Raw genomic sequence first — 20590 nt, 5'->3', positions numbered from 1 at the left:
ACCCGGGGCGACTTGCGTTGCCCCGGGTATTTTTTTGTCTGTTCGAAATATTTGTTGAATGTTTTGACGCCATCGCGAGCAGGCTCACTCCTACAAGGGATTTGTGAACCCGATCCTGTAGGAGTGAGCCTGCTCGCGATGGGGCCAGCCCTCACACCACAAAACCTCAGTCAGCCAATTGCAGGATCAACCACGCATTCGCCCCACTGATCACCACAAACAACCCCCACGCCAACACCCGCGTCGGCAGCCGATTCACAAACGGCCCCATCAGCTGTTGGTCATTGGTCATGCGGATCAGCGGATACAACGCGAACGGCAGCTGCAAACTCAACACCACCTGACTCAGCACCAGCAACTTGCCCACCGCGTTATCGCCCATCAGCCACACGCCGATAAACGCCGGAATCAGCGCCAGCCCCCGGGTGATCAGGCGCCGCTGCCAGCACGGAATCCGCAGGTTGAGGTAACCCTCCATGATCACCTGGCCGGCGATGGTGCCGGTGAAGGTTGAACTCTGCCCCGAGGCGAGCAAGGCCACGCCGAACAGTACGCTGGCCAATGCCCCACCAACCAGCGGATCGAGCAAGTGATAGGCGTCCTGGATATCGACCACCTCGGTATGCCCCGACTGATGAAACGCCGCTGCCGCGAGAATCAGAATCGCCGCGTTGACCAGCAATGCCAGCGCCAGCGAACCGATGGTGTCGATGCGCGCCAGCTTCACAGCGTCCTGCTTGCTGGCCAGATCCTTGCCGATCATGCGCGTCTGCACGATCGAGGTGTGCAGGTAGAGGTTATGCGGCATCACCGTCGCGCCGAGAATGCCGATGGCCAGGTACAACGGCGCGGCATCGCTGATGGCTGACAGAGAGGGTTTGAAACCTTGAAAGACGTCCGGCCAATAGGGTTTGATCAGCATCAGCTCAACGAAAAAACACACGCCGATGGTCGCGACCAGCACCAGCATGATCGCTTCCAGTCGGCGGAAGCCACGGTTCTGCAGGGCTAGTACCAGCAAGGTGTCGAACGCCGTCAGGGCAATGCCGAAGGTCAGCGAACAGCCAAGCAACAAGTGAAACGCCAGCGCACAACCGAGCACTTCGGCAAGGTCGGTGGCGATGATCGAAATCTCCGCCAACACCCACTGCAAGCGGGCGACCGGCGTGCTGTAGCGTTCGCGCGACAGCTGCGCGAGATCGCGTCCGGTGGCGATGCCCAGGCGCGAACACAGACATTGCACGACCATGCCCGCCAGACTCGCCAGCAACACCACGAACAACAGGCTGTAACCGAAACGCGAACCGGCTTCGATGGCGGTCGCCCAGTTGCCCGGATCCATGTAGCCGATCGACACCAGCAAACCGGGGCCGGCGAAACGCAACACGCGCTTGAAGAATGGGGCACTCGGATCCACCGCGACGCTGCCGGCCACTTCCGGCGGACAAAACGGCGCGGTGGCGATTTTGGGCAAACTGAATTTCACGCACACATCCAGAAACAAGTCGGAAAGATGCAGCTTAGACGTTTCAGTTGCTGGCTAGAAGATCAAAAGATCGCAGCCTGCGGCAGCTCCTACAGGGTACGCATTTCAAATGTAGGAGCTGCCGGAGGCTCGGGCCGCGTTCGGACGATCTTTTGACCTTAGCGATTCACACCCAACAACTGCTCCCGCAATTCGGGGCTGCGTGTGCGCGGATCAAGCCAGATACTGAAGAACGCCCGGGCAAACAACGGATCATCGATTTCATGCTGCAACTGCTGACCGACAAAAAACCGCGCGCCCTGCCCCGGCAGATACACCCCGGTAATCCGCGTGCCGGCCTGCACATCGATGAACGATTGCTGCATCTGGATCTGCCAGCCGGCCAGTTGCGCGGGGCTGACGTTGGCGCCGGCCAAGCGTTTGATTTCGTCGACGCTGGCGTTCACCAGGTCCTCGCGCGAGATGCTGCGGCGATAAATCAGCTCCAGGGCAAACGGCTGCCCCTCGGCCAACGGTCGCGCGGCACTCCACAGCCGCGCGTTGTACACATCGAAACCGAACACGCTGAAGTCGCCGGAACCGATGATCTGCGCACCAGGCACCGCGTCCTGCCAATTGGCCCACGTCGGCGTCAACAACAAGGCCCACAAGCCGATGCCGCAGCATCCACGCAACACCTTGGGTGTTCTGTTCATCGCGGTAGCGACTCCGGCAAGCCCTGATAATCAGAGCATAGCCGGCTTCATCGCTATAGTTTTGTATACAATTTCTGTCTGACAATGCAGCAATCTGCCGGCGGCAATGCTAACGTGGCCCTCACTCGTCCGACGGAGGTTTGCGCGTGCTGATTCTCAAACTGCTGCTGATTCCTGGTTTTCTGCTGCTGATTTCCCTCGCTGGCAAGCGCTGGGGACCCAGCGTGGCCGGATGGCTGTCGGGATTGCCGGTGGTGGTCGGGCCGATTCTGTTTTTCCTTGCCATCGAACAGGGCCCACAGTTTGCCGCGCAATCGGCCGTGGCGGCGTTGTCGGCGATGTTCGCGATGATTGCCTTCTGCATCACCTACGCGCAGGTCGCGCAACGGGCAAACTGGCCTTGGGCGCTGGTGATTTCGCTGTCGGTCTGGGCGCTGTTGGCCTTGGTATTGTCGTTGCTTCCGACGTCGCTGCCGTTCTCGATAGCCGCCGCAGCGATCGCCCTGCTGGCGGCGCCGTACCTGTTTCCCGACGTGCAGCCGGTGCTCAGTGGCCCGGCGCCGAAGTCGGACAAACTGATCTGGCGAATGATTGCCGGCGCCGCATTGACGCTGCTGGTGACCCTGCTGGCCAGCACCGTCGGCGAACGCTGGAGCGGCCTGCTCGCGGTGTTCCCGGTGCTCGGCAGCGTGATGGCGGTGTTTTCCCAGCAAACCCGTGGCCCGGCGTTTACTGCCGTGCTGTTACGGGCAACCGCGACGGGTATGTATTCGTTTTCGGCGTTCTGCCTGGTGGCGGCATTGACCCTGCCCACCCTGGGACTGAGCGGATTCGCGGTCGGCGTGGCCGTCTCCGTGGCCATGCTCGGCGTGACCCGGCAACTGCTGGCCCGGCCGGTGGCGAAACAGCAGCAGGCACAGTAACCCTGACGAACCGCGCTGGAGTGACAGCGTGCTGCGTGGGATGATCGCCCGCCTAGCGCGTCCATCCCTCGGAGATTCGAATGTCATTGTTGAGCAAGAAAGCCGTCATCGTGTTGCTGGCGGCCGTCGCCGGTCTCGGCGCCATCAACGCTCAGGCTGCCAAAGCCAAGGAAAAAACCACGACCGAGCAAGTCTCGCTGCTCGGCGGCAAGTTCACGTTCACTCTGCCTAAAGGCTTTGTGGCTGATCCGTTACCGGCGAGCCCCGGCGGCGCCACCGGCACGATGTATACGAACGAGTCCACCAAAACCGTGGTGATCGCCGCCGAAAACCAGATCGCCGAAGGCCAGAACGTCAAGGACAACGACGGCGAATTCCTCGACGGCAGCGTCGCGAGCTTCATCGAAGACCAGCGCAAAGCCCTGCCGGACTTCAACAAACTCAGCGAAAAAAGCCTGACCCAGAAAGGCACCGGCCTCGGCCTGCGCCAGGTCGACAGCACCGCCACCCAAGGCGGCGGCCAGACCCTCAACACCACATTGATGGCCGGCTCCGGCACAAAAATGGCGCTGGTTCAGGTGATCTCCCGCGCCAGCGACAAGAAAGGTCACGATGCCGTGGTTAAAACCATCCTCAAGGATTGAGTTGCTGCAACCAGCCATTCAAATCCCGCAGTTCGGCCGCACTGATGCTGTGGCCGATACCGGGATAAGCGTGGAACTCGGGTTTGTAATCAAGCTTTTGCAGCAAGTCATTGGCCGCGGTGCCGTCGTGATACGGCACACGATCATCGGCGGTACCGTGGCCGATAAAGATGTGCAGCGGCAGCGGCTGTCGCTCAGCCTTCAACTCGTTTTTCAACACCGGCAACACACGCCCACTCAACGCCGCAATCCCGCCCACCGCCACCGGCGCACGCAAACCGACCTCGTACGTCATCATCGCGCCCTGGCTGAAACCGATCAGGTAGACCTTGTCCGGCGCAGCGTGATACTTCTTCGCCGCCTGCGCAATGAAGTCGCGCAGCTTCTGCCCGCTGGCCTGCAAATCATCCGTCTCGCCGTTGTAAGCGCCCTCGCCCTTCTTGCGAAACCACTGATAGCGATCCTCGCCCAACGACAATGGCGCCTGCACCGACAGATAGTTGTACTGCGCCGGAAGCTGGAATTTCATTCCGATCAGATCCGCTTCGTTACTGCCGTAGCCGTGCAGAAAAATCACCAACGGCCGCGGCTCGGCGTCAGGGTGAACCTGCTCGAGGTACTTCAGCGGGAGATCGGATTGCAGCGTGGTTTGCGCCTGAACGGCGGTAGACGCCAGCAGCGTCAGTAGAGCGAACACCTTCAACATAAGCCTTCCTTCACAGAATGCAGGGATTGGGGGGAGCCTAACATTCCGGGGTGGAGATCCAAATGTTTGGGGAGGTTGGGGGTCGTTATTGCTGGCGGGCCGGTTCCCACGCAATTGAGTCAATCTTCCAGGGATTGGTTGGCTGCCAGGTTGCCATCGCGAGCAGGCTCACTCCTACAGTTGGATCGTGAGCGGTCAGCCAGGGATGGGTTGGCTGTCAGGTAGCATTCGCGAGCGGGCTTTGCTCCTGCAAAGGCAAGATCAAAAGATCGCAGCCTTCGGCAGCTCCTACATGGAATTCGCGGCGCAGCCGCCCCACTCGCAGGATGAGCGCAAGCTCGGCTGCAGCCCTTGATCTTGATCCACTAGCGACGTCGGAAGGCTGAGTGAAGGGATTGATCCGGGGGTGGGAGCGCAGCGACCGTTTGGCGCAGCCAAATACAGCGAGAGGAGGTGCAGCGCAGCAAACCGTAGGCGCTGCGCCCGGATCGATCCCGGAGCGAAGGAACCCCGAGCCTTAGCGAGCGGGCCGCACGTAGGAGCAAGCCTTTTTGGTTACTTTTTCGGCGTCTGGAAAAAGTGACCCGCCGTAAGGGCGGAACCCTAAGCAGCCATTACCGCAGCAACGGATATGCACCCAGTCAACCAGAACTCACCACCCAACCAGAACCTGGTCGGCCCGAAGGCCGCCACGTTCACTCGGCCTCAGGATCAATCTTGTTCTGAGTCAAATACCGATTCAAAACATCATCCTGCCCAGGCGTAGAAGCGTCCCCCGCCACCTGCCACAAATGCCGCTCAATTCCCTGCGCCACCATATGCCCCACCGCCGCCTCGATCGCCGACAACACACACAACTGCGCCGGTTCATTCGTCGTATACCCAACCTCAGCCTCAAGCAACTTCTTGAACTCGATAAACTTGAAAATCCCCGCACTGCGCGCCACCGAATAAATCGTCTTGCTGGTCATCACATTCGCCAACACCTGCCCGCTACGTACATCCACCGCGCGCAAGTTAACGGTCACCTGATCCACTCGATATTCACGCGACAGATCAATCCCCAGATACCGCGCCCCTTCCCCACCGCTGCGCACGTTAGTGTCATAAGCGATGATCCCGCCTTCGAGCATCATGTTCGCCGCCTGCAACGGTGGCAGCTCACCCTGAATATTCACTGGCGTATTCGGCTTCTTCTGCGAGGCGCGAATGATCTTGCGCTCGGTCAACAGGTTCTGCAGCCCTTCGCGTTCCAGCACGACAAACCAGCCACTGGCCTGCATCGCGTCCATCAACATCGACGCCGCGCCCTGGGTCACGCTGGTGGAAAACGAGCTGGCCGGGGTCGGTTTGTACTGCCCGGTCTGGTCACGGAAGCCGTACACCACCGCCATCAGCCGCCCCTTGGGCCGTGGCATCTTCAGCAAGTCATAATAGGTCGAGGCCCTGGGGGTCAGGGTCGGGGTTTCGGTGTCCTGCTCGGCCGATATCGGCTCACGCAGACTGCACCCTTGTAATGTCGCCAACAGCAGCCCTAGCGCGATTATTCTTTTCATGTCCGTCTCTCCCCGGAACCGTCAGCCCGTCATGGGTTGAGGCCGTTCACCTGAATTTCCGAAACTTCGCCGCTCGCTCGGTCGGTCACCTCAATGGTGAGTGCCCCCGAGTCGTCGACGACGTTGACGATAAAAGCGTCAGTGGACAGGCTCCCCGTGTTGCCGGTGGAGATGTTGTCCAGCAACTGCCCCAGCAGCCGCGATTGCAATTGACTGGTGAAGCGTTCGAGTGCCGACGTGCCGGCCACCGTGGTGCGTTTTTTCAGGTCGGGATCGTCGTAGTCGTTTTGTGCCTGGGCGTTATTGAGCAGCCAGGTGCCGTTCAGCGGGTTGCCGCCGAACGACGGGTTGACCGGCGTGTAGACCAGTTCAGTGGCCTGGACAGCAGCGGCGCTGGCGAGCCCGATCAACAACCCCGAGATCCAGAATCCGCTGCGCCGTGAGAACGTTGTGCTGTTCATAGTTCGTCCTTCTCAAGGTCGGTGGTGTCCTGCAACATGGTTTCCAGCTTGCGCCGGACAACCTCCAGTCGAACCAGATCGGCGGCCTCATAGGCCTCGTCCTTCAGTTCCACAGTGTTCGGCGGCAGGAAGCGCCGATAAACCAGGCGTTGCTGATATTCCACGGTCACCAGGCTGCCCCAGCGCGCGTCGGGCCGCTCGCGCACCACCAGGTTGAAATCCATCGGGCTGGTGTCGCGCAGGCGTTCACTGAACGAGTAGTAAAAGTCGTGGCCGATGTGCGAGATCGTGTCGTCGACGATGAAGCCCATCATTTCGTCTTCTTCACCGGCATGGGCGCAGCACGCCACGACGGTGAGGACCAACGCGCACCACCAGTGGCGAGTCATGGCTGCAACGCCTGCGGCAAATTCGACTGGCCTTTCGCCGGGCCATTGCTGCCCTCGAGGAATGCTTTCTCGGCGACGAATTGCCAGTCGGAATAACGCTGCATGCCTTCGAAATCCGACCACTGCGTCGGGAAGTCCGCTTGCTTCAACGGCAGCTCGGTCGAAGGGCTATTGAGACCCGTGATGCGCCCATCGAAACCGCGTTGCAGCGCCCATTCACCTTGGCCGATCGGATCCGGATAGAGCTGACGCAAGTGATGCTTAGCCTCAGGAAAACGCTGATCGTCGAGCAGATCGACCAACTCCTTCGGGTACTGCGCCAACCCCGGCGAACTGCGGTAATAGCTGCGCAGCGCCTGAGCGTATTGGGTGCCGATCCAGAGCAACTGACGCTCGCGGTCGCGGCGTGATGCGGTCGACCACAACTCGCCGGCACTGGCCAGGCCCATGCCCATCACCACAATCAGGAACAGCACGCCCAGGTAAGTGAAGCCACCCTGCTGCGCACGGTTACCACTCGGAATACTGGCTGCCATCACGCGCCCTCCCGGTAGCACCGCTTTTGATGTCAGCCACACCGCCGGCAACGCCGTCCGGTGGCGCGATCAACACCCACTGGTCTTTGCGTTCGGTGATCGGATCGAGTGGCGCGTTACGCAGGTAACGTTGTTCGATCAGTTGCTCGATGGAATCCGGGTAGCGACCGGTGTCGCCGTAAAAGTGATCCAGCGCCTCACGCATCGCCGACAAGCTCTGGCGCAGCGTGGTTTCCTTCGACGCTTCGAGGCTGTTGAAGTAGCGCGGCAGCGCGATGGTCATCAGCGTGGCGATGATCGCCATCACCACCATCAGCTCCAGCAAGGTAAAACCTTTTTCCCGACGCATGAGGTTCACCACTCGCGATAGGCGATGCCGTTGAGGCCCTTGCCCCGGGCGTGGGAATAGACGTCGAACACGTCCTCGCCATCGCGCGGGTTCTGAGCCGAACTGTCGTAGGCGCGCACGCCCCAACCCCCACCTTCGTCATTACGTTTGGCCGGCACCAGCGGATCGCGCGGGATACGACGCAAAAAGTAGAACTTGGCGCCTTTGGCGCTGCGCACGTCGCGCACGCCTTCGACCAGCACTTTCAGGTTCGGCGGATAGCCGCTGCTGTTCAGCGACTTCTCGATGTAACCGGCATCAAAGGCGCGTTTGTAGGCGTCGATGGCATCGCGAATCTGGTACAGCGCGGCGCGCAACTCCTGCTCCTTGCCACGCCGCACCAGGGTCTCGGTCAGTGGCGCAGCCATGCTCGCCAACAGGCCGATCAGGGCCAGCGTCACCACGACTTCGATCAGGGTGAAACCGCGTTGGCAGGCGTTCATGATCAAGGCTTCTCGACAGTGACGCGGGTGGTGGCCACGGCCGATTCAGCGACGGCACGCGGCTGCGCGGCAGGCGACGGCATCACGTAACTCTGCGAACGGTCCGGGGCCTGGATGTGCATGCTGGTTTCGGTGCCGGTGGAGAACTCCATGTCCGACGGGCTCTGGTACGGCAGGTTGCGCACGATCCGTGGGGTGATCGACAGCACCAGTTCGGATTTGCCGATGGTGTCTTTGTTGCTGCCGAACAAACGGCCCAGCCCGGGAATGTCACCGAGGCCGGGAATCTTGTTGCCAGTGGCGCCGTGATCGTTGCGCACCAGCCCGGCGAGGATTTGCGTTTCGCCATCGTGCAGACGCAGCGAGGTTTGCGCGTTGCGGGTATCGACCTGCACCGGAATCGTGCCCTGGCGGGTCGGTTCCAGCGGCGTGGCGTTACTCACTTCCAAGGCGATCTTGATCGCCACTTCGTTGTTCAGGTGCACGGTGGGGGTCACTTCGAGCTTCAGACCGACATCCAGATACGTCACGCTTTCGGTGATCACCGGCCCCTGTGTCGACGGCACCGAAGTGGCGCTGATGATCGGCACGCGCTGACCAATGTGGATGCGCGCCTGCTCGCGGTTGCTGACGCGAATCACCGGGCTGGCGAGGGTGTTGATGTCGTTGTCCTGCGCGTTGATCTTGGCCTGCGGCGATGGCCCGATCGAGATGCGATCGGAATTGATGCCCTTGAGTTGGCCGAGCAGCGTGACCGGAGAACCATCGGTGTTGACCACGCCGAAGGTGCTCGGCCATTGCAGGCCAAGGTCGAGAATGCGCTGGGTGGCGACTTCCATCACCTCCACTTCGAGCACCACTTCGGGGTTGGACTGGTCTTGCGATTGCAGGAGTTTCTCGGCCATGCGCACGGCGTCTTCGGTGTCGCGCATGGTCAGGGTATTGAGGCGTTCGTCGACGAACACGTCGCGGGTCTTGAGCATGGTTTTGACCATGTTCAGCGCGGTGTTGGCGTCGATGCTGGTCAGGTAGAACGTGCGCATCACCAGTTCCTGGTAATCCTTCACTTTCTGTGGCGAATCCGGGTAGATCAACAAGGTGTTTTCGTTCACCACTTTCTGGTGCAACTGGTTCTGTTGCAGCAGCAGGGTCACCGCGTCTTCGATGCGCACGTCCCGCACGAAGATCGTGGCTTTCATGTCCGGGCGCAGGTCTTTGTCGAAGATGAAATTCAGCCCGGCGACCTGTGACAGCACTTCGAAAATGGTCTTCAAGTTGGCGTCACGAAATTCCAGAGTCACTGGCCGATCGAGCTTGGTGCGCAGTTGCGGATACGCAATGACGTTGCGACTCTGCACCAGGCGAATGCTGCCTTGCAGCTCCAGCGCGCCTTCGTTGGCCGGATCAAGTTCGAGGATCTGCTTGACCTGACGATCAGCACCGTAGATGTCGCCGCGACGCAGGTCGCCACGGGCCAACTCGAGCTTTTCGTCCATGCTGCGCAGGTATTCCATCTGCTTCAGGGCATCCTGGGCGCGACGGTTGTTCGGCTCGATGGTCAGCACGCGCATGTACGCGGTGCGCGCCGAAGTAAAATCGCGACGCGAACGGTCGATGTCGCCGGCCGTCAGCAACGAAGTGATCGCCTTGGCCCGACCGGTGTTGAGCAACAGGTGCAATTCGGTGTCGCGCGGATTCTCGCGCAGGCCATCTTCGATCCGGGCCAGCCCCGCCTCGTACTGACCCTGATCAATCAGGTCGGCGGCTTCCTTGTTGGCCACTTGCGCGGAACTGCACGCGGCCAGCCCGGCACACAGGCCCAGGCTCATCAGCAAACGGCAACGGTTCATTGCGTACTCCCCACAGACAGGGTCTGCGACAAATGCAAAGGCAGGTAGACCAGGCTCAATTCCACATCGGAAATGCCGGTGATCTTCCAGGTGTCGTCGATCACATCCCCGTTGCGCACGACGTAGATCTTTTCGCCGTTCTGCAAAAACACTTGCAGGTCGCTGCGGTCATGCAGCCGGCCGACGAACTGAAACGGCACCGGTGGCAGGCTCGGGGCTTGCACCACTGTTGCGGGATTGACGGCAATTTCGGTGACCGTGGCCAGGGTTGGCGCGGCCTTCCAGCTCTTGGCGGCAAACAGATCGCCAGCCGGGCTCAGGTCCATGATCGGCGCCTCTTTGGCCTTGGCGTTACTGGCCGGTAGCGCGCCACGGTTGGCGTTTTTTGCCGGCGCGGTCACGCTCACTTCAGCGGAATCGGCGTCTTCGCCCGGCGAGAAATACTCCGGCAACCACGCCAGTGCGGCCGCCACACCGAAGAACGCTAGCCACCCTGTCACGCGCTTGGTATTCATCACGACCTCGACAGGTACAGGGTCAAACGGATCCGGCCATTGAGGTCGGTGTCGCCAATCTTCTTGCGTTGCAACTCGAGGTCTTCCACCACCACCGCCGGCAACTGGCCGAGCAAGGCGTGTACGAAACGCCGCAGTTGCGGATAGCTGCCGCGCACTGGAAGGAGGATCTGATAGCGCGCCAGATGGGTTTTCGGGTCGACACCGAGGGCGTATTCGCCGCGTGCCAAAGTGATGTGTTCTTGGGCTGCGAGGGCGTAGATGCGGTCGATGGCGACCGTGGCTTGCGGCTGCGCCGGCAGTTTGTTGCGGAAGTCGTCCAGCTGACGCTGCGGCACCACCGGCGGCGCAATGCTGCCGTCTTCAACCTTGGCCAGATATTCGGTAGCTTCCTGAGTTTGCTGGCTGAGGTGCTGCAACGATTGCCAGCCCGGCAGCAAACCGCCAAGCGCCCAAGCCACGGCGATCAGCAGCAGTGCCAGCCCGGCCAGGCCCGGAATGCCGAGGCCTTGCAAGTATTCGTGGACGATCAGTCTAGGGATTCGCATCGCCCATCTCCCAGGTCGCCGACAGGTTGAATTGCACCGGTTGCTCCGGCGATTTGACGACGATTTCGTGGCTGAGCAGCGACACGTCGGACAGCTCGTCGCTGGCTTCCAGACGTTTGTGAAAATCGAGCATCGCTTGCAGATCGCGCGCTTCAGCGCTGATCCGCACTTGGCCTTTGCGCGCGTCCGGGGTCAGGCTCAGCAGCGCGACGTCATCGCGCGGCATCGCTTCGAGCATGGCGAACAGGCGTTCCCACGGCCGGCGCAGTTGCTGCGAGACCTTGCGCATCTCGGCGAGGTTTGCTGCTTGCTCGCGGGTTTCTGCCGGGCTCAGGGTGGACTTGGCACCGCTGTCGCCGGTGAGCTGACGCTGGGTGGTTTGCAAGTGGCCCTGTTGCTGTTCGGTGTGCGCGTCGAGGTGCTGTTGCACGCCGAAGCACAGCAGCGCCAGCAGCACGCCGCCGCCGAGCAAACTCCAACCCAACGGGCCGGAACGTGGCCGTGGCTGAAAATCCAGGTTGAGCGCGCGCATCTCAGGCCACCGCCCGGGACATGACGTACAAGCCGTCACGCACGGTCATCGAGGCATCTTCAAGGGTGCGCAGTTGCACACCCGCCACGTCCGGATGCGCATCGAGGCGCGCCGGCGCATGCAGATAAACGTTGAAGGCACGTTCGCTGGTCGAGGCTTGCAGCTGACGTTCACGACCGATCAGGGCATTTAACGCGGCATCGCTGTCGCTACCGCCCGCCGAGCGCACGCCGGCCCAGCGCCCTTCCCTCGCCAGCAACAACACACTGCGTTGCGGCTCGGCGACGACGAAGAGGAAATCGCCGGCATCGAAGCTTTTATCGAAGCGGTTGAATGCCGCCATCAGGTACGGCTGCACCGAGCGCAGGCGCAAACCGCGAGCGCTGACCAGCGTGCGCAGGCGATCAAGCAAATCTTGCGGCAAGGCGCTGGCGATGCGGTCGTAACCGGCCGGCTCAGCGGACAGCACCAGACTCCACGGCTGGGTCGGCGCGCCAAACAAGTCTTCAAAACACAATTGGGCAAAGCCGCGCAGCTCTTCAGGACTGCTGATCTGCGCGCTCCATGGCACCAGGCAAAAACGGCTGAAGTGCCCGGAGATGACCACGCTCAATTCGCCACCGGCGCGGGCGTGTTCACCGAGCAGGCGGTCGAGGGTGTCCAGCGCCACCGCGTAGCTCTGGAAGCCTTCGTCGATGTACCCGACGCTGCCCAGCCACAAGGTGTCGCTGCCGCGCCGCTGGCCGAGGCCAACACCGATGGCGCCGAGCACGGCGACAAAACGCTCACGAGATAAATGTGACACGATTGATCTCCTCTAGCGTGGTGCGACCTTGTTCCACCAGCTCCAGCGCCGATTCGCGCAGCAGGCGCAAACCACGGGCGCAGGCCAGGGCTTTGATTTTTGTGATGGGTTGGCGCTCGACGATCATCTGGCGCAGTTCGTCGTCGAGGTGCAGCAGTTCGGCAATCGCCGTGCGCCCGCGATAGCCACTGCCCCGGCAGTGCCCGCAGCCTTTGCCGTGGACGAAGTGGTAGTGATCGACTTTCTGTGGATCGAGGCCCGAGGCGCGCAGCTCTTCATCGCTCGGGCTGACCGGCGCGCTGCAACTGGCGCACACCAGGCGGATCAGGCGCTGGGCGAGAATCGCGTTGAGCGCCGAGACCAGGCTGTAGGGGTCGATTTCCATTTGGGTGAAGCGGCCAATCACGTCGAAGACGTTGTTGGCGTGGATGGTGGTGAACACCAGGTGACCGGTGAGCGCCGATTGCACGGCGATCTGTGCAGTGTCCGGGTCACGGATTTCGCCGACCATGATCTTGTCCGGGTCGTGACGCAGGATCGAGCGCAAACCCCGGGCGAAGGTCAGGCCTTTTTTCTCGTTGACCGGGATTTGCAGCACCCCCGGCAATTGATACTCGACCGGGTCTTCGATGGTGATGATCTTGTCCACGCCGTGGTTGATCTCGGTGATCATCGCGTACAGCGTGGTGGTCTTGCCGCTGCCGGTCGGGCCGGTGACCAGCACCATGCCGTAGGGTTCGGCGGCGAGGCGGCGCAACTGGCGCAGGGTTTCGTCTTCAAAGCCCAGCGCCTGCAATTGCACACCACAGACCTTGTCGGCGAGGTCCTGTTTATCCAGCACCCGCAACACGGCGTCCTCGCCAAAGATGCTCGGCATGATCGACACGCGAAAGTCGATCTGCCGGCCACTGATACCGATCTTGAAACGACCGTCCTGCGGTACGCGTTTCTCGCCGATGTCCAGTTCGGCCATGACCTTGACCCGCGAGATCACCTGCTCGGCGAACTCGTTGCCCTGGACTTTGCTGATGTTGTTGAGCACGCCGTCGATGCGGTACTTGATCACCAGACCGTGGCCGGTGGTGCCGAGATGGATGTCGCTGGCGTGCATTTTCAGCGCGTCGTAGAGGGTCGAGTTGACCAGTTTCACCACGCTGCTGGCGTCTTCGCTGATGCTGGTCAGCGACAGGCTTTGCAGGGTATCGATTTCGTGGTGAGTGTCGCCTTGGGCGTTCAGCGATTCGACGGCGTGGAAGCTTTCTTCGTGGCGGGCCAGATAGGCCTTGAGGTCATCGGCGTGCACCAGATACAGCGGCGCGCCGTGCAGGCAATCGTCGATCCAGGCCAGGCGCGCCGGGTCGAAGGGGTCGGCAAACACGCCGATGACTTCGTCGTTGTGGCGCAGCAGGATGAATTCACGTTTGAGGCATTGTGCGAGGGTGACCCGGTCGAATACCGGCGTCGCGGCGAACAGGCTGTCGGTGTCGAGCACCGGGTAATGCAGGGTGGCGCCGAGGGCTTGAATGAACGGCATCGCTGCCAGTTCGCACAACACGCCGAGAGCATCGAGGACGCGTTCGCCGGAAGTGGCGGCCCGCGCCCGGGCCTGGGCAAGCTGTTCACTGGAAAAACGCGCGGGGGCGCTTTCGGCCGGCAGTGGTTCGACGACAACGGACAGACGTTCCATGGCTTGCTCTCCAACCGGGGCTCAGAGCCCTGTCGGCGCGGCAAACCTTGGCGGCAAGTGCCGGAACGTCTGTTCGCGCCATTACTCCCCGGTGAGCATTTGATCGTCGTCCGGTGCCATGGCGTGCAACTGTCGTCGCCGATCCGCCAACACCCAACTGCCATCGTACAACTGCAACGGGAAGCTCTCGGTCCTGCTCTGGCGTCGTTCGACAAAGCCCTCGGAAGGGCTCGCACCGGGTTTCGCTTCGCGCTTGATGCCAAGAAGGTCGCAGACCGCCCGCGCCAGTTCCGCCAAGGGAAACGGTTTGAACAGGATGTGGCTGACCCCCAGTTGCCGCGCCCGCTCACAGACTTCAGCGGTCGGGTGACCCGTTATCAGCACAAAATGGCACGTCCTGTTCTGGCGGACCGCGTCGAGCACCTCAAAACCTTCCATATCGGGCAAGCGGTAATCGAACACCAGCACGTCGGGGGCAAAGGTTTCGGCCAAACCGATAGCCGTCGCTCCGTCATGTGCAATCCGGACGTCCAGCCCCTGCGCCGACAGATAATCCTGAAGGTTCTGTGCAAGCAGCTGTTCGTCTTCGACAACCAGTACTTTGTTAACCAAGGTCGACTCCTTGAAACAGCAGGTCCGATGACCCCGCCCTGAGAGTGCGCCTTACCATCGGTAACGCACACTTCATGCCAGGCTGAGTGCCGGTAATTTTATCTCTTCATGTCCTTGAAATTAATGACAATGCCCGCTCGTCCCGGTACCCCGTTCCCCAGAAACGGGGAAGCACCTGAATGGGCATCGAAGCCATTCCCCACTATTGGGGGGGAACCTTCAGTCGTCGTCAATTCGTTCGATCCTATTCTGCACCCGTAATTGCGCGAGCACCTGACGACGAGCCTGGGTCTGTTGCTGTCGGGCAAGCTGTGCCCTGACTGTATCCAGCCCCTGCACAGCTGGGACATCGGCGGCCTCCAAGTGGTTCTGCAAATAAATCACATGCCAGCCGAACGGTGAACGCAGCGGTTGGCTGGCAAACGTCGCCCCGTTGATGATCGAGGCGCGCATCTGCATCAAGCGTAGACGCGCTGCGGCCACTGTGGCTGCATCGGCTTGCGCGGGCACGCGGATCAACAGGTGGCGGGGTTGCAAGGTATTAGCGCGGATCAGCTCGGCGAACATCTGCTGCGCCGCCAGCTCGCGGCGGGTGTACTCGGTGAAGGACGCCTCATCGAAACCGGCATCCTGCAGGCGACGGACGAATTTATCCGCGCCGCCGATGGCCATGCGGGTTTGCTCGATTTGCTGACGCAGCGCTTGCTCGTCGATGTGCCGGCCACGCTTCTGCGATTCCTGCCACAGCAATTCTTTGTCGATCAGCATTTGCAACGCCGCCTGACGCAGTTCCTTGTAGGCCTTGGGACTGCGAATGCTCGTCACCGCGCGGCCCTGATCTTCGAGGTATTCGGCGAAAAAGCGCTCGAAACGATAGCCAGAGATTTCCTCGCCATTGACCCGCGCCACCGCCGGCTCGTTATTGGCCCAGACCGGCGGAAACCAGCAGGTCAGCAGCACTATCAGACTTGTGAGCTTCATGATCGGGCCCTCCGTTCAGGGGCTGGCAACAATCGGTTTATAGGGCGCGACCAGATAGAAACGCTGATCGGGCAAATCCATGGTGACCACATGGGCGCCGCTCAAGCCCAGGCGTCGGCCGGGGCCGAAACTCAGGCGCGGGGTCAGGCCGGTGTCGAAGTCGTGCAGGCCTTCCAGCGCCGCCACCAGTTTTTCGCGGCTGGCGTCGCGGCCGGCCTGCTTCATGCCTTCGCTGAGCAACAACATCGAGGCATAGGCGCCGACTTGCAGCACCGCGTGCTGGGCGCCGAGACCTTGGTGTTCACGCAGCAACGTCAGGGCCATGCGCCCGGCCTGGGTCCAGTCGCTGGGCACAAACGGATAGGCGAGAAACACCCGCCGCGAGAATCCCTCCGGCACTTGCAGCAACTCACCAGCAACCTGGCTCGAAGCGGCGAACAGATACGGCACTTGCCCGGCGCTTTGCAGGCGTGTCGCCAATCGACCAAAACCACCGCCATTGCCCAGATAAAACACCGAGCGCGAGCCCAACGGCAGTGCCTCCGCCGCCGGGTCGTAGGCTTGCAGATGAACTTTCTGCCAGCCGTGATCCTGCAAGTACTGGCCGAGGTTTTGCGCGGCCAGCGTTTGTGCCGGGTCATCGGGATACGCGATCAATGTCGGCCCCTGCAGCACGCGCAGGCTTGCTGTGGCGTAATCGGCCAGCGCGATCAACTGCTCGCGCAAGCCCGGCAACGGTTCGAAAATCTGCGGGCTGGCCTGCATCGAGCCGAGCAACGACAAAGCGCCAATCAGCGGCACGCCGGACTGTTCCAGACGGCTTGCCAATTCACTGTCGAGGGCCGGCGCCAGCGGCGCGATCAGGGCGAACACTTGTTCTTGCTCAATCAACTGCTGCAGGGCTTGCTCGGCGCTGGCGCGATCCGGGCCGGGATCGATCACGGTCAAGCGCAGTTGCCGCCCATGAATACCACCGGCCTGATTGATCCGCGCGACGCTGCCGTTAAGAACTGCCGCGATGGTCATGCCCTCCTCCGCCAACGGGCCTTGACTGGGCAGCAAGGTGCCGAGGTGCAAGGTTTGCGCCTCAAGGCCCGGGTCGCGTTCATCGGCCAGGCGTTTGAGGTACGCGGTGAGGTTGCGCTGATCCTTCATCGACAGCAGAAAGCGCGGCATGCTTGGGTCGAGGCGATTGTGGCCGGGGTCGCGTCCTTGCTCGATGACGGTCGCCAGACTGCTCTCGGTGTACGCCGGATAACTGCGGCCGTTGACCTGTTGCTGGCCGTAGGTGCTGGTCAGCCGCGCCCAGTTCAACGGCGGCGGACGCACCCCGCCTTCGGGTCGCCCGAGGCCATCGGCGCCGTGGCAATTGGCGCACGGCAGGCTGGTCGCCGGCAGCAACACATCTGCCGCACCGACCCGCGCCATGATCGCCTCGCCACTGGCCGACAAGCCCTGACGGTACAGGCGCTTGCCCGCCGCCTCTTCCGGGGTCAGCGGCGCAGCACCCGCGCCAAGGCTGAGGCCAGCGAGCAGGATCAGGGCGAGTAAAACGCGGCAGCGGTTCATGGCACGGGCTCAGCGGCCAGCCACGGGCATTGTCAGCAACTGCAAGCGCTGGGCAATGGCGGCGGCCGGGGCATCGGGGCGGATTTTGCTCCAGCGTTTGTTGGCGACGTCGCCGACGATCAACTGCGTCGAGTGTTGCTCGGGGGTCGGCACGATCTGGCCGATGCGACTCAGTACCAGGTCCATCTGCGCCTTGTCGCCGGTAAGAAAAAGCCAATGAGGGTCATCGGAACCCTGCTTCAAGGTGTAAGCCTTGAGCACCGCCGGCGTATCGCGCAGCGGGTCACTGGTAAGGGAAATGAAGGTGATGTCCTGCGCCTTGTCGCCCAACAGCTCGCGCACCTCTTTGAGCTTTTGCGTGATCAGTGGGCAGGCATCGTTGCAACGGGTGAAAATCACGTTGAGCAGGACGATGCGGTTTTGCAGCGCATCGCTGTAGAAGCGCAGCGTCTCGCCGTTCTGATCCTGCAACGGCGTGTCGGTGAACCAGGTTTTTGCGTCGTGGGTACCTTGGGCCGGCGCGGCGGCAACCGTCGCAGGTGCCTCAGGGGCATGGCCTTCGTGGGCGAACGCGACGGTGCTGAAGATCCAGAAACACACGCTCAGGGAGATCCAGTCGAGCAGTCTCATGGCTGTTGCTCCATGGCGATGGCGGTGTGTTTGGCGTGGGTGCGCAGGCCGCTGAGTTTCTCGACTTCCTTGGCCAGCAGCGCCGGATCGGTGAAGCCGTAGTAGCGCATCCAGTGGCGGTTGTTGCCGTCGCCGACGAGGATCAACGGCTGATGATTCTTGAAGTCACCGCTGAAACTGCCGAGGCCTTTGAGGGTTTCGTTGATCGATTGCGGCGAACCGGTCAGCCAGCTCCAACCCGGCCCGCGCTGGAAAGTGCGCGCGTAATCCTGCAGGCGTTTCGGGTCGTCGCGTTGCGGGTCGATGCTGATCGACACCAGTTGCACTTCGCTGCCGACTCGTGCGCCGAGTTGTTTCTGCACTTTGCCCATGATCGACGAGACCACCGGGCACACCGTGGTGCAACTGGTGTAGATAAAACTCATGACGACGATTTTGCCCTGCACCAAGTCTTGTTCGAGGCGCACGGTTTTGCCGGTCTGGTCGAGCAGCGGCACGTTGGCGAACTTCACCTGGGTGTGTTCTTGGGTGTTGCTCGCCGGCGCCTTGTGCCCGGCGTGTTCGTCTGCCGAATGGGCCTGGGTTTGTTGGAGGCCGAGGCTCAACAGGCATAGGGTCAGCAGGCCACTGGATGCAAATCGGTTCATGTCGACATTCCTCTTCAACGGATCGGCTCGGGGGTTACCCGGACACTGGCAAAGGTCTTGTCATCGAAAGCGGCGCCCAGCGATGCCGCGCGCACGTGCAGGTACCAGGCGCCGCTGCGGTCGAGGGTGATGGGTGCTTCGTAAACCCCGTCGGCGACTTCCAGCGCCGCCACTTCACGCGGATGCGAGGTGGGCGCGAGGTAGTAGCGCAGTTGGACGTCTTTGACGCCGCTACGCTGGGTTTTGTCTTTGCCCTGGACGATGCGAAAACGCACGACGTAGGGGTCGTTGAGCGCCACGGCAGTCTTGTCGAGGAGGAACTCGACTTTCGGCTGGCCGAGGTGTTTTTGCGGTTTGCCGTCGCTATCGATCTGCGCGGTGAAGCAGTGAATGATGTTCGGTTGATTGAGCAGGAACGCCACGTCGAAACGCCCCGCCGCCGGTAGTTTCACTCTGGCGCTGTAGAGGCCCGGCGAGACTTCGCGCAGGCTGCGGTCGATGACCATGGCGGCGCGGGCGATCTGGCCACGGTTGGGGTAACCGGACATCGGCGCGTTCATGCCTTCGGCGTAGAAGTAGGTGGTGTTGTCGACCGGGTTGACCACGAAGACCGCGTTGTCGTCGCGTGAAACCGCGAGGCTTGAGGCCAGCGGCAGATCCCCGGCCAGGCGCGGTGCTTGCGGGCCGGCTTCGAAACTTTGGCTGATCGGCTGGCGGCCTTCGCCCAGCGAGGACAGGTTGATCATGGTGACTTTCGGCGAAGCGAGTCCGCGGATGTAGGCGTAGGCCTGGGTGAACACCACCTGGTAGGGTTCGGCGCTGACGTCCAGATCATGGATCGCGCTGTTGGTCGCGGCATCGATGACGCTCGCGCGGTTTTCCACGGTGTTGAGTACCATGCCGAAACGGCCGTCGGCGCTGAAGCCCATCGGGCCGAGGCCTTGTTGCAGCTTGATCACCCGGCGGATGGCGTGGGTGCTGGCGTCGATCACGGTGACGGTGCCGTCCTTGCCATCGGCCACGTAGACCGCGCCGGACAGCGGCGAATAGGCGACTGACAGCGGATGCGCGCCGGTTTTGATCTGCTGAATGATATTCAGGCTGGCGATGTCGACCACGCTGACGGTACCGTCGTCGCGATTGCTGACGAAGGCGAAGCGGCTGTCCTTGCTGAAGGTGATTTCGTGGTGACCGCGTCCGGTCTGCAGATGTTTGAGGGGTTTGAGGCTTTGGCTGTCGATCACCGTGACGCCGGAGTCTTCAGCTTTGCTCGCATTGTTGCCGACCCAGAGCAGGCGTTCGTCGGGTTGCAGGGCGACGCGAAACGGTTGGCTGCCGGCGCTGATCGAATCGAGGACTTTGAATTGTTCGCTGTCAATGACGGCGACTTCGCCCGCTGTCGGCATGGAAACGAAGACGCGTTTATTGTCTTTGGGAGTGACCCAATCCATCGGTGGTTGCTTGAGTTCGATGCGCGCGAGGGTGCTGGTGATGCCGCCAACCGACACGGATGGATCGACCACTGCAATACTGGCGTCGCGGTTCATTACCAGCAGGAAATAGCTGTTGAGGTCGAGCAATGGCCGCGCGCCGATGTTGGATTTGAGGAACACGCCGACGCGGGATTTGCAGTTTTTGTCGCGGCCTTGCGCCTGATCGGCGGCGAGGGTTTGCGGATCGACCCAGGCGCCCGGCGCCACACCAGATAGAGGCTGGCCGGAAGCGCTGTCGCTGATGCGAAACTGCACATCGGCGAATTCGCCTTCGCGCAGTTTGCCGTCGGCGGCCAGTGGCTGAAGCTTGAAATCCACCGAAACGCCATCACGGCTTAGCGTCTGCCCGCTGCCGGTCTGTGCCAGCGCAATCTCACTCAGCGTCAGCACCGCCCCGGCCATGGCCAGTGAGCAAATACCAATGATGTTGATGATCCTGTTCATACCACCCTCCCCTGATTTGCAAACCCATTCCCTGTAGGAGTGAGCCTGCT

Annotated in this window: 23 protein-coding genes; 2 read left to right on the top strand and 21 right to left on the bottom strand. The window is 61.7% G+C overall.

The features are described 5' to 3' along the window. Positions 1–166: 166 nt before the first annotated feature. Both QOL84_RS01930 and QOL84_RS01925 read right to left on the bottom strand, forming a co-directional pair. Positions 167–1486, bottom strand: a complete 1320-nt coding sequence (locus QOL84_RS01930; protein WP_283435958.1) for an Nramp family divalent metal transporter — start codon at positions 1484–1486, stop codon at positions 167–169. A 158-nt stretch (positions 1487–1644) separates the two neighbouring features. After that, the gene (locus tag QOL84_RS01925; RefSeq protein ID WP_283435957.1) at positions 1645–2181 is read right to left on the bottom strand and encodes a chalcone isomerase family protein; all 537 of its coding nucleotides are present in this window, start codon (positions 2179–2181) and stop codon (positions 1645–1647) included. 146 nt (positions 2182–2327) lie between these two features. On the opposite strand from QOL84_RS01925, the gene QOL84_RS01920 reads away from it, so the two are divergent. After that, the gene (locus QOL84_RS01920; protein ID WP_283435956.1) at positions 2328–3104 is read left to right on the top strand and encodes a hypothetical protein; all 777 of its coding nucleotides are present in this window, start codon (positions 2328–2330) and stop codon (positions 3102–3104) included. A gap of 80 nt (positions 3105–3184) precedes the next feature. Further along, on the top strand, positions 3185–3748 hold the full coding sequence (locus QOL84_RS01915; protein WP_283435955.1) for a DcrB/PsbP domain-containing protein: 564 nt from the start codon (positions 3185–3187) through the stop codon (positions 3746–3748). On the opposite strand, the gene QOL84_RS01910 is transcribed toward QOL84_RS01915, so the two are convergent. The 19 genes from QOL84_RS01910 to QOL84_RS01820 form a co-directional block, all read right to left on the bottom strand. Beyond that, entirely contained in the window at positions 3738–4454 is a 717-nt protein-coding gene (locus QOL84_RS01910; RefSeq protein ID WP_283435954.1) for an alpha/beta hydrolase, read from the bottom strand. The two genes, QOL84_RS01915 and QOL84_RS01910, sit on opposite strands and share 11 nt — an antisense overlap. A 695-nt stretch (positions 4455–5149) precedes the next feature. Further along, positions 5150–6010: a CsgG/HfaB family protein gene (locus QOL84_RS01905; RefSeq protein WP_283435953.1), complete on the bottom strand. Its 861-nt coding sequence runs from the start codon at positions 6008–6010 to the stop codon at positions 5150–5152. Between the two features lie 29 nt (positions 6011–6039). Continuing rightward, positions 6040–6471 carry a curli assembly protein CsgF gene (locus tag QOL84_RS01900; protein WP_034152593.1) on the bottom strand — a complete coding sequence of 144 codons (432 nt, stop codon included), beginning with the start codon at positions 6469–6471 and terminating at the stop codon, positions 6040–6042. Continuing rightward, positions 6468–6860 carry a curli production assembly/transport protein CsgE gene (gene csgE / locus QOL84_RS01895; protein WP_283435952.1) on the bottom strand — a complete coding sequence of 131 codons (393 nt, stop codon included), beginning with the start codon at positions 6858–6860 and terminating at the stop codon, positions 6468–6470. The genes QOL84_RS01900 and csgE overlap by 4 nt, the downstream gene beginning before the upstream one ends. After that, positions 6857–7396, bottom strand: coding sequence for a type II secretion system protein (locus tag QOL84_RS01890; RefSeq protein ID WP_283435951.1), 540 nt, complete (start codon positions 7394–7396; stop codon positions 6857–6859). The genes csgE and QOL84_RS01890 overlap by 4 nt, the downstream gene beginning before the upstream one ends. Continuing rightward, complete coding sequence (locus QOL84_RS01885; protein WP_007919395.1) at positions 7371–7745, bottom strand: type II secretion system protein; 375 nt, start codon at positions 7743–7745, stop codon at positions 7371–7373. Before QOL84_RS01885 ends, QOL84_RS01890 begins: the two co-directional genes overlap by 26 nt. Before the next feature lie 5 nt (positions 7746–7750). Then, positions 7751–8227, bottom strand: coding sequence for a type II secretion system protein (locus QOL84_RS01880; protein ID WP_129394576.1), 477 nt, complete (start codon positions 8225–8227; stop codon positions 7751–7753). Between the two features lie 2 nt (positions 8228–8229). Then, positions 8230–10077 (bottom strand): secretin N-terminal domain-containing protein, encoded by a 1848-nt coding sequence (locus tag QOL84_RS01875; RefSeq protein ID WP_129394577.1) that lies wholly within the window; start codon positions 10075–10077, stop codon positions 8230–8232. Next, positions 10074–10592 (bottom strand): hypothetical protein, encoded by a 519-nt coding sequence (locus QOL84_RS01870; protein WP_283435950.1) that lies wholly within the window; start codon positions 10590–10592, stop codon positions 10074–10076. Before QOL84_RS01870 ends, QOL84_RS01875 begins: the two co-directional genes overlap by 4 nt. Then, positions 10592–11140, bottom strand: coding sequence for a GspMb/PilO family protein (locus tag QOL84_RS01865; protein WP_283435949.1), 549 nt, complete (start codon positions 11138–11140; stop codon positions 10592–10594). The genes QOL84_RS01870 and QOL84_RS01865 overlap by 1 nt, the downstream gene beginning before the upstream one ends. Continuing rightward, positions 11127–11672 (bottom strand): PilN domain-containing protein, encoded by a 546-nt coding sequence (locus QOL84_RS01860; RefSeq protein ID WP_016987882.1) that lies wholly within the window; start codon positions 11670–11672, stop codon positions 11127–11129. The genes QOL84_RS01865 and QOL84_RS01860 overlap by 14 nt, the downstream gene beginning before the upstream one ends. Before the next feature lies 1 nt (position 11673). Next, positions 11674–12477: a hypothetical protein gene (locus QOL84_RS01855; protein WP_283435948.1), complete on the bottom strand. Its 804-nt coding sequence runs from the start codon at positions 12475–12477 to the stop codon at positions 11674–11676. Next, positions 12458–14164, bottom strand: coding sequence for a GspE/PulE family protein (locus tag QOL84_RS01850; protein WP_283435947.1), 1707 nt, complete (start codon positions 14162–14164; stop codon positions 12458–12460). Before QOL84_RS01850 ends, QOL84_RS01855 begins: the two co-directional genes overlap by 20 nt. 81 nt (positions 14165–14245) lie before the next feature. Continuing rightward, positions 14246–14776 carry a response regulator gene (locus QOL84_RS01845; protein WP_008086646.1) on the bottom strand — a complete coding sequence of 177 codons (531 nt, stop codon included), beginning with the start codon at positions 14774–14776 and terminating at the stop codon, positions 14246–14248. Between the two features lie 219 nt (positions 14777–14995). Continuing rightward, positions 14996–15757, bottom strand: a complete 762-nt coding sequence (locus QOL84_RS01840) for a peptidylprolyl isomerase (RefSeq protein WP_283435946.1) — start codon at positions 15755–15757, stop codon at positions 14996–14998. 15 nt (positions 15758–15772) lie between these two features. Continuing rightward, on the bottom strand, positions 15773–17326 hold the full coding sequence (locus tag QOL84_RS01835) for a cytochrome c/ABC transporter substrate-binding protein (protein ID WP_283435945.1): 1554 nt from the start codon (positions 17324–17326) through the stop codon (positions 15773–15775). 9 nt (positions 17327–17335) lie between these two features. After that, on the bottom strand, positions 17336–17956 hold the full coding sequence (locus QOL84_RS01830) for an SCO family protein (RefSeq protein WP_283435944.1): 621 nt from the start codon (positions 17954–17956) through the stop codon (positions 17336–17338). Next, positions 17953–18603: an SCO family protein gene (locus QOL84_RS01825; RefSeq protein WP_283435943.1), complete on the bottom strand. Its 651-nt coding sequence runs from the start codon at positions 18601–18603 to the stop codon at positions 17953–17955. Before QOL84_RS01825 ends, QOL84_RS01830 begins: the two co-directional genes overlap by 4 nt. 14 nt (positions 18604–18617) lie before the next feature. Further along, positions 18618–20540: a YncE family protein gene (locus tag QOL84_RS01820; protein WP_283435942.1), complete on the bottom strand. Its 1923-nt coding sequence runs from the start codon at positions 20538–20540 to the stop codon at positions 18618–18620. Positions 20541–20590: the final 50 nt, after the last annotated feature.

This window comes from Pseudomonas helmanticensis (assembly GCF_900182985.1).
Lineage (GTDB): Bacteria > Pseudomonadota > Gammaproteobacteria > Pseudomonadales > Pseudomonadaceae > Aquipseudomonas > Aquipseudomonas helmanticensis.
The sequence above is the reverse complement of the archived record's forward strand: the minus strand, read 5'-3'. Positions and strand labels throughout refer to the sequence as shown.

Coding starts and splice junctions, on each gene's coding strand:
- QOL84_RS01925 (WP_283435957.1), bottom strand. CDS start 2,181: ATGAACAGAACACCCAAGGTGTTGCGTGGATGCTGCGGCATCGGCTTG.
- QOL84_RS01915 (WP_283435955.1), top strand. CDS start 3,185: ATGTCATTGTTGAGCAAGAAAGCCGTCATCGTGTTGCTGGCGGCCGTC.
- QOL84_RS01910 (WP_283435954.1), bottom strand. CDS start 4,454: ATGTTGAAGGTGTTCGCTCTACTGACGCTGCTGGCGTCTACCGCCGTT.
- QOL84_RS01905 (WP_283435953.1), bottom strand. CDS start 6,010: ATGAAAAGAATAATCGCGCTAGGGCTGCTGTTGGCGACATTACAAGGG.
- QOL84_RS01900 (WP_034152593.1), bottom strand. CDS start 6,471: ATGAACAGCACAACGTTCTCACGGCGCAGCGGATTCTGGATCTCGGGG.
- csgE (WP_283435952.1), bottom strand. CDS start 6,860: ATGACTCGCCACTGGTGGTGCGCGTTGGTCCTCACCGTCGTGGCGTGC.
- QOL84_RS01890 (WP_283435951.1), bottom strand. CDS start 7,396: ATGGCAGCCAGTATTCCGAGTGGTAACCGTGCGCAGCAGGGTGGCTTC.
- QOL84_RS01885 (WP_007919395.1), bottom strand. CDS start 7,745: ATGCGTCGGGAAAAAGGTTTTACCTTGCTGGAGCTGATGGTGGTGATG.
- QOL84_RS01880 (WP_129394576.1), bottom strand. CDS start 8,227: ATGAACGCCTGCCAACGCGGTTTCACCCTGATCGAAGTCGTGGTGACG.
- QOL84_RS01875 (WP_129394577.1), bottom strand. CDS start 10,077: ATGAACCGTTGCCGTTTGCTGATGAGCCTGGGCCTGTGTGCCGGGCTG.
- QOL84_RS01870 (WP_283435950.1), bottom strand. CDS start 10,592: ATGAATACCAAGCGCGTGACAGGGTGGCTAGCGTTCTTCGGTGTGGCG.
- QOL84_RS01865 (WP_283435949.1), bottom strand. CDS start 11,140: ATGCGAATCCCTAGACTGATCGTCCACGAATACTTGCAAGGCCTCGGC.
- QOL84_RS01860 (WP_016987882.1), bottom strand. CDS start 11,672: ATGCGCGCGCTCAACCTGGATTTTCAGCCACGGCCACGTTCCGGCCCG.
- QOL84_RS01850 (WP_283435947.1), bottom strand. CDS start 14,164: ATGGAACGTCTGTCCGTTGTCGTCGAACCACTGCCGGCCGAAAGCGCC.
- QOL84_RS01840 (WP_283435946.1), bottom strand. CDS start 15,757: ATGAAGCTCACAAGTCTGATAGTGCTGCTGACCTGCTGGTTTCCGCCG.
- QOL84_RS01835 (WP_283435945.1), bottom strand. CDS start 17,326: ATGAACCGCTGCCGCGTTTTACTCGCCCTGATCCTGCTCGCTGGCCTC.
- QOL84_RS01830 (WP_283435944.1), bottom strand. CDS start 17,956: ATGAGACTGCTCGACTGGATCTCCCTGAGCGTGTGTTTCTGGATCTTC.
- QOL84_RS01825 (WP_283435943.1), bottom strand. CDS start 18,603: ATGAACCGATTTGCATCCAGTGGCCTGCTGACCCTATGCCTGTTGAGC.
- QOL84_RS01820 (WP_283435942.1), bottom strand. CDS start 20,540: ATGAACAGGATCATCAACATCATTGGTATTTGCTCACTGGCCATGGCC.